14 protein-coding genes are annotated in these 14004 nt (G+C 64.4%); 7 read left to right on the top strand and 7 right to left on the bottom strand.

Annotated features, from left to right (window positions below):
- Position 1: 1 nt before the first annotated feature.
- The 4 genes from IWY39_RS00575 to IWY39_RS00590 all read right to left on the bottom strand — a co-directional run bounded on the left by IWY39_RS00575 (position 2) and on the right by IWY39_RS00590 (position 4083).
- Complete coding sequence (locus tag IWY39_RS00575; RefSeq protein WP_017182507.1) at positions 2–298, bottom strand: DUF2849 domain-containing protein; 297 nt, start codon at positions 296–298, stop codon at positions 2–4.
- Complete coding sequence (gene cobA / locus IWY39_RS00580; protein WP_196871297.1) at positions 295–1107, bottom strand: uroporphyrinogen-III C-methyltransferase; 813 nt, start codon at positions 1105–1107, stop codon at positions 295–297. Before cobA ends, IWY39_RS00575 begins: the two co-directional genes overlap by 4 nt.
- Before the next feature lie 72 nt (positions 1108–1179).
- Positions 1180–2613, bottom strand: coding sequence for a succinylglutamate-semialdehyde dehydrogenase (gene astD, locus IWY39_RS00585; protein WP_107123570.1), 1434 nt, complete (start codon positions 2611–2613; stop codon positions 1180–1182).
- A 45-nt stretch (positions 2614–2658) separates the two neighbouring features.
- On the bottom strand, positions 2659–4083 hold the full coding sequence (locus IWY39_RS00590) for a protein adenylyltransferase SelO (protein ID WP_107123569.1): 1425 nt from the start codon (positions 4081–4083) through the stop codon (positions 2659–2661).
- Between the two features lie 37 nt (positions 4084–4120).
- Here IWY39_RS00590 and IWY39_RS00595 point away from each other — a divergent pair, with 37 nt between their 5' ends.
- From IWY39_RS00595 to IWY39_RS00615, 5 genes are all read left to right on the top strand, one after another.
- Positions 4121–4990, top strand: a complete 870-nt coding sequence (locus IWY39_RS00595) for an alpha/beta fold hydrolase (protein ID WP_019053257.1) — start codon at positions 4121–4123, stop codon at positions 4988–4990.
- The gene (locus IWY39_RS00600) at positions 4983–6116 is read left to right on the top strand and encodes a glycosyltransferase (RefSeq protein ID WP_107123568.1); all 1134 of its coding nucleotides are present in this window, start codon (positions 4983–4985) and stop codon (positions 6114–6116) included. The genes IWY39_RS00595 and IWY39_RS00600 overlap by 8 nt, the downstream gene beginning before the upstream one ends.
- Before the next feature lie 93 nt (positions 6117–6209).
- Positions 6210–7613: an NAD(P)H-dependent flavin oxidoreductase gene (locus IWY39_RS00605; RefSeq protein WP_026002278.1), complete on the top strand. Its 1404-nt coding sequence runs from the start codon at positions 6210–6212 to the stop codon at positions 7611–7613.
- Entirely contained in the window at positions 7613–7825 is a 213-nt protein-coding gene (locus IWY39_RS00610; RefSeq protein ID WP_017182500.1) for a DUF2093 domain-containing protein, read from the top strand. Before IWY39_RS00605 ends, IWY39_RS00610 begins: the two co-directional genes overlap by 1 nt.
- Before the next feature lie 359 nt (positions 7826–8184).
- Positions 8185–8565, top strand: a complete 381-nt coding sequence (locus tag IWY39_RS00615) for a VOC family protein (RefSeq protein WP_017182498.1) — start codon at positions 8185–8187, stop codon at positions 8563–8565.
- A 70-nt stretch (positions 8566–8635) separates the two neighbouring features.
- Here the strand turns inward: IWY39_RS00615 and astD (IWY39_RS00620) are convergent, their stop codons facing one another.
- Positions 8636–10036 (bottom strand): succinylglutamate-semialdehyde dehydrogenase, encoded by a 1401-nt coding sequence (gene astD, locus IWY39_RS00620; protein WP_107123567.1) that lies wholly within the window; start codon positions 10034–10036, stop codon positions 8636–8638.
- Entirely contained in the window at positions 10033–11055 is a 1023-nt protein-coding gene (locus IWY39_RS00625) for a 2-oxoadipate dioxygenase/decarboxylase family protein (RefSeq protein WP_107123566.1), read from the bottom strand. Before IWY39_RS00625 ends, astD (IWY39_RS00620) begins: the two co-directional genes overlap by 4 nt.
- 86 nt (positions 11056–11141) lie before the next feature.
- On the opposite strand from IWY39_RS00625, the gene IWY39_RS00630 reads away from it, so the two are divergent.
- On the top strand, positions 11142–12041 hold the full coding sequence (locus IWY39_RS00630) for a LysR substrate-binding domain-containing protein (protein ID WP_107123565.1): 900 nt from the start codon (positions 11142–11144) through the stop codon (positions 12039–12041).
- A 3-nt stretch (positions 12042–12044) separates the two neighbouring features.
- Here the strand turns inward: IWY39_RS00630 and IWY39_RS00635 are convergent, their stop codons facing one another.
- Positions 12045–13082 carry an SPOR domain-containing protein gene (locus tag IWY39_RS00635; protein ID WP_181316571.1) on the bottom strand — a complete coding sequence of 346 codons (1038 nt, stop codon included), beginning with the start codon at positions 13080–13082 and terminating at the stop codon, positions 12045–12047.
- Between the two features lie 199 nt (positions 13083–13281).
- On the opposite strand from IWY39_RS00635, the gene IWY39_RS00640 reads away from it, so the two are divergent.
- Positions 13282–14001 carry a ParA family protein gene (locus tag IWY39_RS00640; RefSeq protein WP_026149730.1) on the top strand — a complete coding sequence of 240 codons (720 nt, stop codon included), beginning with the start codon at positions 13282–13284 and terminating at the stop codon, positions 13999–14001.
- The last annotated feature ends 3 nt before the right edge of the window (positions 14002–14004 follow it).

A 14004-nucleotide genomic window follows, 5' to 3' on the forward strand; every position in this document is an offset into this window, starting at 1 on the left:
TTCAGATCACCCACTTGCCGATGTCGGCTTCGGTTGGTTGTTCGACAAGGTCGGGGCGCACGGTCGGCCCGAACGCGCGGATGCGGTCCTTGATATGCGCCGGGCGGACGCCATCCTCGTCACGCGTCGCATCGATCACATAGGCGCCCACGACGCGCAGCGCGGCCTCTTCCGCGCGCGCCAGTTCATCGCCATGCGTCCCGACATCGGTCGCATCGCTCACCTGCCGTGACCAGCCGTCGCCAGCCCACCAGATGACATCGCCCGACGCCAGATCATTACCCGTCAAAATCTTCACGAACGCGTCTCCGCCCCATATTCCTGTCTTTGCGCCCACCCCGCCAGCACATCGCGTGCCAGCGCATAGCGCGCCACTTCACCCACGACGATCAGCGCCGGGCTGACCACCGCTTCACGTTCCACCATGTCGCCAAGGTCGGCGAGCAAGGTGCGCAGCGTGCGCATGTCTGCGCGCGTGCCATTTTCCAGCACTGCGACCGGCAAAGCCGGTGACACGCCATCGGCGATCAGCTTGTCGGCGATCTGCGCCGCCGTCGCCACGCCCATATAGATGACGAGCGTGCGGCCCTTGCCCGCCAGCCCGGACCAGTCCTGATCGCTCAGTCCCTTGCATTGGCCCGCCACGAAACTCACTGCGCTGGATGCATCGCGATGGGTCAGCGGCAGTTGCGCCTGCGCCGCGCTGCCGATCGCAGCGCTGACGCCTGGTACGATCTCCACCGGCACACCCGCCGCGCGGCATGCTTCCAGTTCCTCGCCACCGCGCCCGAAGATGAACGGATCGCCGCCTTTCAACCGGACGACGCTTTCGCCCGCCAGCGCAGAACGCACCAGCAGCGCGTTGATCGCATCCTGCGGCATCGAATAGCGACTGCGCTGCTTGGCGACGCTGATCAGTTCCGCGTCCGGGGATGCCAGCGCCAGAATCTCGTCCGACACCAGCCCGTCATGCACGATCAGTCGCGCGTCGCGGATCAGCCGCACCGCCTTGATCGTCAGCAGTTCCGGGTCGCCCGGTCCCGCGCCGACCAGATGGACGGTGGCGTGGGTGGCAGGATCGGATGGTTGGTCAGCCATGGTCGCCATGTGGACAAGGCGCAGGCGAAGTTCAATTCAGAATGGGTATGCGGGGGACTAGGAAATCTTGTCGGGGCGGGGTCAATCGCCCATGGCGCTGACATCAATGTCCTTTAGCCCGACGCCGATCGAGGCGCGCGGCTGCTCTATTTCGGCCGACACGACCGGATAGGCGCAATAATCGGCGGCATAATAGGCGCTTGGCCGGTGATTGCCCGAAATGCCCACGCCCCCGAACGGGGCGGAGGATGATGCGCCATTGGTCGGGCGGTTCCAGTTGATGCCGCCCGCGCGAACATTGGCCCAGAACTGGTTATATTGGTCGGGCGTCCCGCCGATCAGCGAGGCGGACAGGCCGTAGCGCGTATTGTTGGCCTCCGCGATGGCATCGCCAAATTCCGCGACGCGGATCACCTGGAGCAACGGCCCGAACAGTTCGACATCGGGCCGTTCCGTCATGGCGGTCACGTCGATGATGGCGGGACTGACAAAGGGCAGACCCTTTTTGGGCCGCACCATATGCTTGATCGGCTTGCCGCCATTGCTCATCAGCCACAGGAAACTCTCGGTCAGCCCGTCGGCGGTCGGATTGTCGATCACCGGACCCATATAGGGGGTGGGATCGGCATGGGGATGATCGACGATCAGCCGGTCGGCCAGCTTCTTGACCTCGGCGATAACGGCGTCGGCTATGCTTTCCTTCACGATCAGGCGGCTGGCCGCCGTGCATCGCTGCCCGCCCGACAGGAAGGCCGACTGCACCACCAGCACGGCGGCAGCATTGATTTCCGGCGTATCCCACACGACGATGGGATTGTTGCCGCCCATTTCGAGCGCCAGAATCTTGGATGGCTGCGCGGCAAATTGCCGGTTGATCGCAATCCCGGTCTGCGCGGACCCGGTGAATAATATGCCGCCCACATCAGGATGCGCCGCCAGCGCCTTGCCCGCGTCCGGCCCGCCCAGCAGCAGCCGCATGGCATCCACCGGCACGCCTGCCTCATGGTAGAGCTTCACCAGCATCTCGCCCACGGCAGGCGTTTTTTCCGACGGTTTGAACACGACAGCATTGCCCGCCAGCAGGGCCGGGACGATATGCCCGTTGGGCAGATGGGCAGGGAAATTATAGGGGCCAAGGACGGCCATGACGCCATGGGGCTTGTGCCGCACCGATTGCCGCGCACCCAGCGCCGCCTCCAGCCGCTTTTGCCCGGTGCGTTCGGAATAGGCCGCGACCGAAATATCCACCTTGCCCATCACGCCGGCGACTTCGGTGCGCGCGTCCCATAACGGCTTGCCGGTTTCACGCGCAATCAGGTCGGCCAGCGCATCCTCGTTCCGCCGCACGACATTGACGAAGCGCCGCAGCGTCTCGATCCGGTAAGCGATCGGTTGCGCCGCCCAGCGCGGCCAGGCCCCTCGCGCCCGCGCAACCTCTGCTTCCACATCCCCCGCCTCGCCCTGCCAGAGCAAAACGCCGGTGGCGGGTTCATGGGATGTAAGCGGTGCGACCATTTGGTGTGAACCATGGCAGAAATTGGTTAAGGAAACAGCTATCAATCATGGTCGGCGCTCCAGTCCCGGCGATTCCGCCGATGACCGGAGCGAGCCATATGCTTCGCCCATCCGCCGGATCGCCGCGACCTTGGCGTGCAACGGGCTCCAATCGTCTCTTTCCGCAATTGCGGCCCAGATCGCCTCGACCTCGTCAATATGCATGGAGCAGGGCGCATCGTCCGACCAATAGTCATGATCCCGCGCGCCCGGCACAGGCGCGCATCCCACCAGAGCCTCGCGAAATGCGCCCCAGGCCGGGTCGCTATAGTCCGCGCCTTCGCGCTGAACCCCGCCGCGCCAGTCATGGAAAAAGCGGTCTATCCCGGTGCCGCTTGTCACCATGCCGCGCACTGCCGCTTCGACCATCGCGTTGACGCCGTCCCCCGGCACAACCCCCAGCCGCCAGCAAAAGCGGCGCGCCATCGCCTCGCCGTATAAAGCCGGAAACCGCTCCAGTTCCGCGATAAGCGGCTCGGCCTCGACCAGCGCACGCAGCGACACGGCCAGTTGCGCCACGTCCCAATGGATCGCCTCGGCCTGTCGCCCGAAGGCATAAAGGCCCTGATGGTCAAAATAGGCGGCGGTAAAGCCCGCGTCCCACAAGGGCGTAAAGCGCCACGGGCCATAATCGAAACTCTCGCCCGTCACGTTGATATTGTCGCTGTTCAACACCCCATGCACGAAACCGGCTACCATATAGCTAGCCGCCAGGTCCGCGGTTCGCTCGACCACCCGGCCCAGCAGTTGCGCGGGCGGATTGTCGCCCGGCTGTTCGTCGTAGAGCCGCGTCAGGGCATAGTCGGTCAGCCGCTTCAGCAGCGCCTTGTCCTCATGAAAGGCCGCCCGCTGAAAGCTGCCGATGCGGATGTGCGAATGGGACAGGCGCACCATCGCCGCGCCGCGCGTGGGCGATGGCTCGTCATTGCGCTCCAGCGCTTCGCCGGTTTCGATGATCGAGAAGGTGCGTGATGTGGGCACGCCCAGCGCCTCCAGCATCTCGGTCGCCAAAATCTCGCGCACCCCGCCTTTCAGCGTCAGCCGCCCATCGCCAAAGCGGCTGTAGGGCGTCTGGCCAGACCCCTTGGTGCCCAGGTCCATCAAGCGCCCCGCGCCATCGCGCAACTGCGCGAACAGGAATCCGCGCCCGTCGCCAATGTCGGGATTATAATGGCGGAACTGGTGACCATGATATTTCATCGCGAGCGGCTGGGGCAGCGATCCGTCTAGTGGCGCAAACCGCCCGAAATGGGCGATCCATTGGTCATCGCTCAGCCCATCCAGCCCGACGCTTGCCGCCGCCCGATCATTGCGAAAGCGCAGGATTGTCTGCGGAAAGTCCGCAGCGGTCACCGGATCGGCTATATCGGGCATCAGCAGGTCGATTTCGCGGACGGGGCTGAATTTGGCGGCTTGCGGGATATGGATCATAAGGCGATATGGGGGTGCGACACCTGAAGGATCAAGCTTGGTCGACTATAGCGACGGATATTGGTGGTCCCCCGACGGGCTGCGGCTACACTATCGGGATTATGCCGGGGGGCATGATGGCCGCCCGCCGCTGCTCTGCCTGCCGGGGTTGACGCGCAACGCCCGCGACTTCGAACCGCTCGCCGCGCGGCTTGCCGGGGACTGGCGGTTGATCTGCCCGGACATGCGGGGCCGGGCGGGGAGCGCTCAGGCCAAAGATCCCATGACCTATGTGCCGCTCACCTATTTGCAGGATATCAGCCGGTTGCTGGCGGACCTTGCCATCACCCGTTTCGTTGCGGTCGGCACGTCGCTGGGCGGACTCATCACCATGCTGGTCGCGGCTACGCATCGCGAATGGCTGGCGGGCGCGCTGCTCAACGATGTCGGACCGGAACTGGACGAGGCGGGACTGGCGCGCATCCGCACCTATGTCGGCGTCAATCAGTCGCACCCCAGCTGGGTTCATGCCGCCCGCGCGCTGGAGGAAGCCAATCGCGACGTCTATCCCGCCTACGGCCTGGATCAATGGCTGGCCATGGCCAAGCGCCTGTATCGCCTGAACAGCGCCGGGCGGATCGTGCTGGACTATGACATGCGCATCGCCGAACCGATCCGGGCGATGGGCAGCGAGGCGGGCGTCGATATGTGGCCGGTCATGGCGGCCTTTCGCGATATTCCCACCCTGCTGCTGCGCGGCGAACGATCCGACCTGCTCAGCGCGCAAACGGCGCAGCGCATGGTGGCGGACATTGGCGCAAAGGCGGAACTGGCAACTATTCCCGACGTCGGCCATGCTCCCGCACTGGATGAGCCGGAAAGCATAGCGGCGATCGACCGGTTGCTGGCCCGCGTCCTGCATGGCTGACAATCAGCCGCACATTCTTCACGTCCATGGCAGCTTCACCCTGGGGGGCAAGGAAGCGCGCGCCATTCGGCTGATGAACATCTGGGGTGACAAGGCGCGCCACGCGATCGTCAGTGCCGATCGGGAAGCGCTGGGCGCCCGCGCGGCGATCGACCCAACGGTGCGGGTGGACTTCCCGGCATCCCCTCCCTTTGCCGGTCGTCCGGGGGTGGGGCGCTTTAGAGATATAGCTAACTTTTTGAAAAAATACGATTTAATCCTCACATACAATTGGGGCGCGATGGACGCCGCGATGGCGCACAGAATGTTCAGCTCAGTGTCGGCCATGCCGCCGCTCATCCATCATGAAGATGGTTTCAACGCTGATGAAGCCACCGGCCTCAAGCCGCAGCGCAACCTGTATCGCCGCGCCGGCCTGGGCCGCGCCCATGCACTTGTCGTCCCCTCCGTCCGACTGGAAAGCATTGCCCGGCAGGTCTGGAAACAGCCCGCGGCGAAGGTGCACCTGATCCGCAACGGTATAGATACTGCCCGCTATGCCGAACCGCCATCGCCTGATGCGATTCCGGGCCTGCGCCGGTCGCCCGGCAAGCTGCTGGTGGGGACTCTGGCGGGGTTGCGCCCGGTCAAGAATATCCCCCGCCTGGTCCGCGCCGTCGCCGCCCACCGCGACCGGCTGCAACTGGTCGTCGTGGGGGAGGGGCCGGAGCGCGACGCCATAGTGGCGCAAGCCGATGCGCTTGGCCTAGACGATCTCCACATGGCCGGTTTCATGGACCAGCCGTGGCGCTTCGTCGGCCTGTTCGACATTTTCGCGCTTTCTTCCGATAGTGAACAATTCCCGATCTCGCTGGTGGAGGCGATGGCGGCGGGCGTTCCGGTCGCGTCGATGGATGTCGGCGATGTCATCAACATGGTGGCCCCGGAAAATCGCAGCTTCGTGGTGCCGGATGAGGCGGGCCTGGCGCAGGCGCTCGGCACGCTTGCGACCGACCCCGACTTGCGCGCCCGGCTGGGCGCGGCCAATCGCGATCGCGCGGTCCGCGATTATGCAGAACAGGCGATGGTCGACGCCTATGCCAGCCTTTATGGGGAGGCTCTGGCCAGCCCTGACATTTTGCGCTAAGGCGCGCGGAAATTCGTCAATCAGTGCAAAGGCTGCTATAGCAGTGGTCTTTGCCCGGTCGGGCCGGGTGTCGCTTTTTCGCGGGAGATGTCGTTGTTCAAGGGGTTGAAGCCTATCGTCTATGGTGGCCGTGAAGTCTGGCCGCTGGTCGAGGGCGGCAAGGGTGTTGCGGTATCCAACCATGCCAGCTCCGGCGCCTGGGCGGCCGCTGGCGGCATCGGGACAGTGTCGGCGGTCAATGCCGACAGCTACGACAGCTTCGGCAATGTCATTCCTCAAATCTATCATGGCCGCACCCGCCGCGACCGCCATGAGGAACTGGTCGCCTACGCCATTGACGGCGCGGTGGAGCAGGTCAAGCGCGCGTACGAGATCGCCGGGGGCAAGGGCGCGATCAACATCAACGTCCTGTGGGAAATGGGCGGTGCACAGCGCGTGCTCCACGGTGTCCTGGAAAGGACCAAGGGCATGGTTGCGGGCGTTACCTGCGGTGCGGGCATGCCTTACAAGCTGTCCGAAATCGCTGCGTCCTACAATGTCAGCTATCTGCCGATCGTGTCGTCGGGCCGCGCCTTCCGCGCGCTGTGGAAGCGCGCTTATTCCAAGGCGGCGGAATGGCTGGCGGCGGTGGTCTATGAAGATCCCTGGCTGGCCGGGGGCCATAACGGCCTGTCCAACGCCGAAGATCCCAAGGCGCCGCAAGACCCCTATCCCCGCGTGCGCGACCTGCGCGCGACGATGCGTGAAGGTGGCATTTCGGATGACGTGCCGATCGTCATGGCGGGCGGCGTCTGGGCGCTCAAGGACTGGAACGACTGGATCGACAATCCCGAACTGGGCGCCATCGCCTTTCAGTTCGGCACCCGTCCGCTGCTGACACAGGAAAGCCCGATCCCCCAGGCGTGGAAGGAGTTGCTGACGCAGCTCAACCCCGGCGACATCCTGCTCCATCGCTTCTCGCCGACCGGCTTTTACAGCTCGGCGGTGCGCAATCCCTTCCTGCGCAGCCTGGAAGCGCGCTCCGAACGACAGATCGCGTTCAGCACCGAACAGGCTGGCGACCATACCCACCAGCTCGACGTGGGGGTGAAGGGCAAGCATTTCTGGGTGACGCTGGGCGACCTGAACCGCGCGCGCGAATGGTTCGGGCAGGGCTTTACCTCGGCGCTCAAGACGCCGGACAATACGCTGGTGTTCGTCGGTGACGAGGAGCGGGCGGTGATCCGCAAGGACCAGACAGACTGCATGGGCTGCCTTAGCCAGTGCGCCTTCTCCAGCTGGATGGACAGTGAGACCAACTCGACCGGTCGTCTGGCCGATCCGCGCAGCTTCTGCATCCAGAAGGCGCTGCAGGAGGCGGTTCATGGCGGCGACCTTGACCAGAATCTGGTCTTTGCCGGCCATGGCGCCTACAAGTTCAAGCAGGACCCATTCTATTCCAACGGCTTCGTTCCGACCGTCAAGCAATTGGTCGACCGTATCCTGACGGGCGACTGATGGCGGATATTCAAGGTCTGGCGGTGCTGCATTACGACACACCGCATTTCGACGTCGTGCGACCGGGACAGTTCGTCCTTTGCGCCGTGTCCGGAGAGAGAATCGATCTGGAAGATCTTAAATATTGGAGCGCGGAATTTCAGGAAGCCTATCGCGGACCGCAGGAAGCAACTGATTCTTTTCTGCGCCATCGGGGGCCGGACTTTCGCTAATCTGCCGGGATCTGCGATTGGAATGATCGTTCAAGGGGCGCAAAAAGCGATCCGTCGCGGCCCCGCGCGGTTTCGTCGCAATTTTGCTATTCCCGCAGGGTAAAAACTGATGTAATCTTTCCATCGAGGCGACGGAGATCGCCCTTGTTGGAAGGATGTTTGTGATGTCTCGTATCGACGTCTTTGGTGATCGTATCTGCATCGTGTCGAGCCTGCTGATTGTCGGCTGGTTCCTCTACAGCACGATCTTCTGACACCCACGCGCTTTGGCGACGCGGGTTTGGCTGGTATAACTGGCACCATCCGTTCGTCCGGCGCATAGCGATACGCTCCGCTAATCCTGCAAACAGGGAAATCTCATGTTCAGTCACGTCATGGTGGGCGCCGACGATATCGATCGCGCCAGGATATTCTACGATGCGTTGTTTCAGGCGATGGGCGGCAAACCAGGGTTCACGGATGACCGTGGCCGCTTGATCTACATGCATAATGGCGGCCTGTTCCTTGTGACCAAGCCGATCAATGGCCAGCCGGCGACATGCGCCAATGGCGGAACCATCGGCTTTAGCATGGCCACCCCGGCAGAGGCTGATGCCTGGCACGCTGCGGGCGTTGCCGCTGGCGGTACGACTTGCGAAGATCCGCCAGGCATTCGCGAGTCCGGCTTTGGCCCGCTTTATCTGGCCTATCTGCGCGATCCGTCCGGGAACAAGCTCTGCGCGATGCACCGCGCCGGTTAAGCGAAACGGGGCACTCCGCTGCGATCCCACTTCACAGGCCTCAATTCCGGTGCTGGCCTGCGATTCCGGGTCAGGCCAGCCCGTTGACGGGGACGGACTGCACCCCGTCCGCCTCGAAACTGGCGATCGGATAGGCGCAATAATCCGCAGCATAATAGGCGCTGGGGCAGTGATTGCCCGAAGCGCCCAGGCCGCCAAAGGGCATGTTGCCCGCCGCGCCCGTGGTTGGCCGGTTACGATTGACCACGCCCGCGCGGCTTTCCTCCACCATCCGCTCCCAAAGGGTCGCGTCCTGAGAGATTAATCCGGCGGACAGGCCAAAGGCGGTGGCGTTGGCGACCTTCATTGCCGCATCGAAATCCGGCACCCGGATCACCGACAGCAAGGGCGCGAAAATTTCTGCATCGGGTCCGTCCACGCCGGTCATGTCGATGATGCCTGGTGTAACAAAGGCGGCGCTGCGCCCGTCAATTGCCGCGAAGGGCCGGATGACCCGCGCACCCCGTGCGACGAGGTCGCTGACGGCGCGATGGGCCGCAGCGGCGGCCTGATCGGACACAAGTGGTCCCATGAAGGCATCGCCCGGCTCGTTCCATGCCGCGATCGGCAGGAGCGCCGCCAACCCATCCGCGGCAGCGACAATCCGATCGCCAACCGCGCCTTCCGGCACGATCAGCCGCCTTGCGCAGGAACAGCGCTGGCCAGTGGTGATGAAGGCGGAATTGATGATGATCGACGCGGCTTCGTCCGGGCTATCCCATGCGATCAGCGGATTATTGCCGCCCAGTTCCAATGCCATGATGACATGGGGCCGGTCCACCAGCGCCCGTCTGAGCGCCGCGCCAGCACCGGCCGATCCGGTAAAGAGCAGCCCGTCAATGTTACCGGCTACCAACGCCTCTCCGGTCGCCCGGCCGCCCTGCACGACATTGAGCAGCCCGTCGGGCAGCCCCGCTGCGGCCCAGGCGTCAGCCATCGCTGCGCCCGTGGCTGGCGCGATTTCCGATGGCTTGAATACCACCGCATTGCCGGCGATCAGGGCGGGGACGATATGGCCGTTGGGCAAATGGCCGGGGAAGTTATACGGGCCCAGCACCGCCATCACGCCATGGCCGCGATGGCGCAGCACCGCCCGGCCAAAGTTCATGGCGGCGGCGCGTTCACCAGTGCGTTCGGCATGGGCAGCGATCGACACCTCGACCTTGGCGATCATGGACCCGATTTCGGCGTCGCTCTCCCACAGCAATTTGCCGGTCTCGCGCGAAATCAACTCTGCAAGCGCAGCCCGCCTTTCTTCCAGCACCAGCGCATAGCGCCGCGCGATGGCGATCCGCTCCTCCACGGCGCACGCGCGCCAGCCGGGCAGGGCGGCGCGGGCTGTGGCGATCGCCCGGTTGCAGGCGGCGGCATCGGCGACCGGGCCTTCCCATATCAACGCGCGTGAGGCGGGGTCGAAGGATTGCAGCATCATGCGCTTGCGCCCGCGCTGGTCATGGCGAAAATGCCGGTGGCGTTGCCCGTGTCAAAGGCAAGGTCCAGCCTGCCTGTCGCCGGATCAACATCCCGGCTGATAAATTCGTAGAAGGAACCCGGCACGTCGCGCAACGCCCCATCGCCGAACAGCCGCTCGACGCTATCGGCCCTGAACGCGGTCTGCCGCACCCGGCCGGTCGCAGAAATCTCCAGCCGTTCCTTGATCGGCTGACCTTCCACCTTCAGCCGATCCGCCAATGCGGCGACATCTGCCACACGGTCGGTCGCATGGTTGAAGGCGTTACCTTCGGTCGCGATCCAGGCCGCCTCGTTGGACCGGGACAGGAGCAGCTGATAATCGGCAAAGCTGGGCATCTCATGCTGCCGGTCGAACGCGGCGACGATCCCCGGCAATGCCGCTACTGCCTCATCCAGCGCCACTGGTTCGCCAGCGTCATAGCGCGCCAGCACGGCTTGCTCCGCATCACCCAAAGGATCGCGCGAGGTGCCGAATATCCGGGCGGCAACCGCGCCGAATTCCGCGTCGAACCGGTCGACATGCAGTTCGGACAGGAAGAATTGCGGGATGGCTTCGGGCCGGTCGGCATGCACATAGGCGCGCCCCGTCATGCGCAGCCGGTCGAGCGGATAGATGGCCGCCATCTGATAGCCCAGCGGCTGCAATATCCGGGTGAATGCGTCCTCGCCGCCTGGCAGCGCGCCGGTTGGGCCATGCGGCAGGCGGATCGTCCGCAGCGCGCCATGGTCGAACGTCACCCGGCCGCCACGCGCGACAGTATCGGCGACATAGGCCGCGCCGCTGCGCACCCTTTTCAACAGATCATCGAACAGGGCGATGTTCATGGCCATCGCAAAGGCCGCGCGCGACACCGTAGCGCCTTGCTCCGCCAGCAACGCAGGATCGATCGACAGCGCATCGAGCGTCCGCCGTCCCGCCGTTTCGCCCAGCGTCGCCAGCGTTAGTGCAACGACATGGCCATCATTCTCGTTCGACATAGATTGCTCCCGGTGACAGCCACCTTATCTCAGCCTATGTCGTATTTTCCAAATGGTGACCTGTCATCTGTTGATGCGAGAATGGAATGAATGATGATCGCAAATGGCTGCCATCCATGACCGCGCTGACCAGTTTCGAGGCGGCGGTGCGTCATGGCGGCTTTTCGCGTGCTGGCGAAGCGATCGGCCTGACGCAAAGCGCGGTCAGTCGTCAGATCGCGCAATTGGAGGACTGGCTGGAAACGCCCTTGTTCGACCGGGTCGGTCGGCGGGTGCGGCTCAACGAAGCAGGCCGTATCTATGCCGATGAATTGCTGCCAGCGCTGGACCGCATTCGTCGGGCGACGGCGCGCATGACCATGCGCCGCTCGCCGGGCGCGCTGCGGATAGCGACCCTGCCCAGTTTCGGCATGCGCTGGCTTGCGCCGCGCCTGCCGCATCTGAGCGCCCTGCATCCCCAACTGGTGGTGGATTTCGCCGCGCGGTCGCAACCGTTCGATTTCGCGCAGGAGGAATTTGATGCCGCCATCCATTTCGGCACACCCGACGAATGGCCGGGCGCAGCGATGGATTTCCTGTTTCGCGAAGAGGCGGTGCCGGTCTGCGCGCCCGGCTGGTTGGCCGCGCACCCCTTGCGACAGCCTGCCGATCTGCTGACGGCTCCGTTGCTCAGGCAGAGTTCGCGGCGCGATGCCTGGGCGCGCTGGTTCGCATCGGCCGGCGTGGAGGCCGGGACGCTGCCGCCCGGTCCCGCGTTCGAACATTTCCTGATGCTGGCGCAGGCGGCTGCGGCGGGGGCAGGGGTGGCGCTGATCCCCAGCTTCCTGATCCAGCCGGAACTGGATGCGGGCACTTTGGTCATCCCGTTCGCCCGGCCATTGTCGAGCGAGCGAGCCTACTATCTCGCCCGCCCGCTGGACGCACCTGTCCATCCGGCGCTCAGCCAGTTTGGCGACTGGATTGTGGATCAGGCCAGGATGGCCTGATGCTCACATCTTCTTGGGAATGCAGTCTGCGCCTGCCGCCTTTATCCGGCTGCACAGGCGGCTGGCATCATTGCTGCTGGCAACCGGCCCGGCTTGCAGCCGTGTTACCGCGCCAGCCTTGACCAGATAGGGTTGATAGGCGGACAAGCCGCTCACCTTGCCCGTCAACTGGCCCCACAAAGCACGAGCGCGCCCGTCTTCGCTGAACGCGCCCAGTTGCACGCGCCAGCCGCCCGATGCGGCGGGCGCAGGGACCGGGTTGGCGGGACGGGGTGCCGGCGGTGTCGGCTTGGGCTTGGCAACCGCGATCTGCGGCGCAGGCTTGGTGGTAACAGGTGCCGGCTTGGGCGCTGGCGGGGTGACAACGGGCTGTGCGACGGGTTGGGCAACGGTCGATGGCGGCAAATCGGTCTTGCGTATGCCGGATGGCGCGGGCCGGAGCGGGGCCGGGCTGGCCGACGCCAGCGCGCCACCCTTTTCGGACTGTTCCAGTGCCGCCGCCAGAGCCAGACCCTGCTTCCGCTGATCTTCCGGGATGAACTTGTCCATCTGCTCCAGGCTGGTGGTCGCCTGCGCCAGTCCGGACGTGGAGGCGCGGGTCATCAGCGCATAGGCGCGTACCCAGTCCTTGCCGATCAGATCGCCGTTGAACAGCGCCGTGCCGACAATATATTGCGCGCGCGGTTCGCCCCGCGTGGAGGCCCGCTGGAGGTAAGGCATCGCCCCTGCGCGGTCGCCCTGCTGAAACATCAACAGGCCCAGATTATCCTCCGCCCGCAAATGCCCCTGCGCCGCGGCTTTCCGATACCAGTCCATCGCGGCGTTGAGATCCGGCTGTACGCCGCGACCCAGCTTATAGGCCTGGCCCAGATTGAACTGCGCGTCAGGATCACCATTTTGGGCCAGCGGCCGCCATTCGCCGATCGCCTTGGCATAGTCGCCCTGCTGCCAGGCATCGACGCCGGTTTTCACATCGGCCATGGCTGGTGCCGCGATGCCGATCATGGCGCCGACAGCGACAGTTCCCCATATACGCTTCATATGCACATGCTCCTGCGCCAATAGATTTGCAGCGGCTATGATGAAACAAGGTTAATGTCTGATTATCACAGGCTCCTCATGCCTGAAACGACCTTAACCCTGTTGACCTTTCGTCAATCAAACTTCCTCGCCCATTAACCGAATTTTAGGCGCGGTCGTGGCAAATCCTGAACGGAACTCGATTTCTGGGGGGATTTGCGTGCGGATTTTGGCTTTGGCATCGCAGAAGGGCGGATCGGGCAAGACCACCCTGTCTGGCCATCTGGCCGTGCAGGCGCAGAACGCGGGTGCGGGTCCAGTCGTGCTGATCGACATAGATCCGCAGGGATCGCTGGCCGATTGGTGGAATGAGCGCGAAGCCGAATTTCCCGCTTTTGCCCAGACGACCGTGGCGCGACTGGCTGCCGACCTAGAAATCCTGCGGCAGCAGGGTTTCAAGCTCGCCGTCATCGACACGCCGCCCGCCATCACCATGGCAATCCAGAGCGTCATTTCCGTCGCCGAACTGATCGTCGTGCCGACCCGTCCCAGCCCCCATGACCTGCGCGCCGTCGGCGCAACGGTCGATCTGTGCGAGCGTGCGGGCAAGCCGCTGATCTTTGTCGTGAACGGCGCGACGCCCAAGGCGCGGATCACTTCGGAAGCCGCCGTTGCCCTGTCGCAGCATGGCACCGTTGCCCCCATCACCCTGCATCACCGCACCGATTTCGCGGCATCCATGATCGACGGTCGCACCGTGATGGAAGTGGACCCCAAGGGACGGTCTGCGGCGGAGGTCGTGGCGCTATGGTCCTATATCTCCGACCGGCTTGAAAAGAATTTCCGCCGCACGGTCTTTTCCGTGCCCCAGGGCAGCGTCGGTACCGTCGCAAGCCGTCCGGTCGGCGGGGGCTTCGGTCGCCGCGTGATCGGCCAGTAAGGG

Source organism: Sphingobium sp. JAI105 (genome assembly GCF_015752145.1).
GTDB classification, from domain to species: domain Bacteria; phylum Pseudomonadota; class Alphaproteobacteria; order Sphingomonadales; family Sphingomonadaceae; genus Sphingobium; species Sphingobium xenophagum.

Bases quoted from the DNA above. Each gene is read 5' to 3' on its own strand.
- IWY39_RS00615 (WP_017182498.1), top strand. From the start codon at position 8,185: ATGTTCAGTCACGTCATGGTGGGCGCCGACGATATCGATCGCGCCAGG.
- IWY39_RS00635 (WP_181316571.1), bottom strand. From the start codon at position 13,082: ATGAAGCGTATATGGGGAACTGTCGCTGTCGGCGCCATGATCGGCATC.
- cobA (WP_196871297.1), bottom strand. From the start codon at position 1,107: ATGGCGACCATGGCTGACCAACCATCCGATCCTGCCACCCACGCCACC.
- IWY39_RS00590 (WP_107123569.1), bottom strand. From the start codon at position 4,083: ATGATCCATATCCCGCAAGCCGCCAAATTCAGCCCCGTCCGCGAAATC.
- IWY39_RS00625 (WP_107123566.1), bottom strand. From the start codon at position 11,055: ATGTCGAACGAGAATGATGGCCATGTCGTTGCACTAACGCTGGCGACG.
- astD (WP_107123570.1), bottom strand. From the start codon at position 2,613: ATGGTCGCACCGCTTACATCCCATGAACCCGCCACCGGCGTTTTGCTC.
- IWY39_RS00630 (WP_107123565.1), top strand. From the start codon at position 11,142: ATGAATGATGATCGCAAATGGCTGCCATCCATGACCGCGCTGACCAGT.
- astD (WP_107123567.1), bottom strand. From the start codon at position 10,036: ATGATGCTGCAATCCTTCGACCCCGCCTCACGCGCGTTGATATGGGAA.
- IWY39_RS00600 (WP_107123568.1), top strand. From the start codon at position 4,983: ATGGCTGACAATCAGCCGCACATTCTTCACGTCCATGGCAGCTTCACC.
- IWY39_RS00610 (WP_017182500.1), top strand. From the start codon at position 7,613: ATGGCGGATATTCAAGGTCTGGCGGTGCTGCATTACGACACACCGCAT.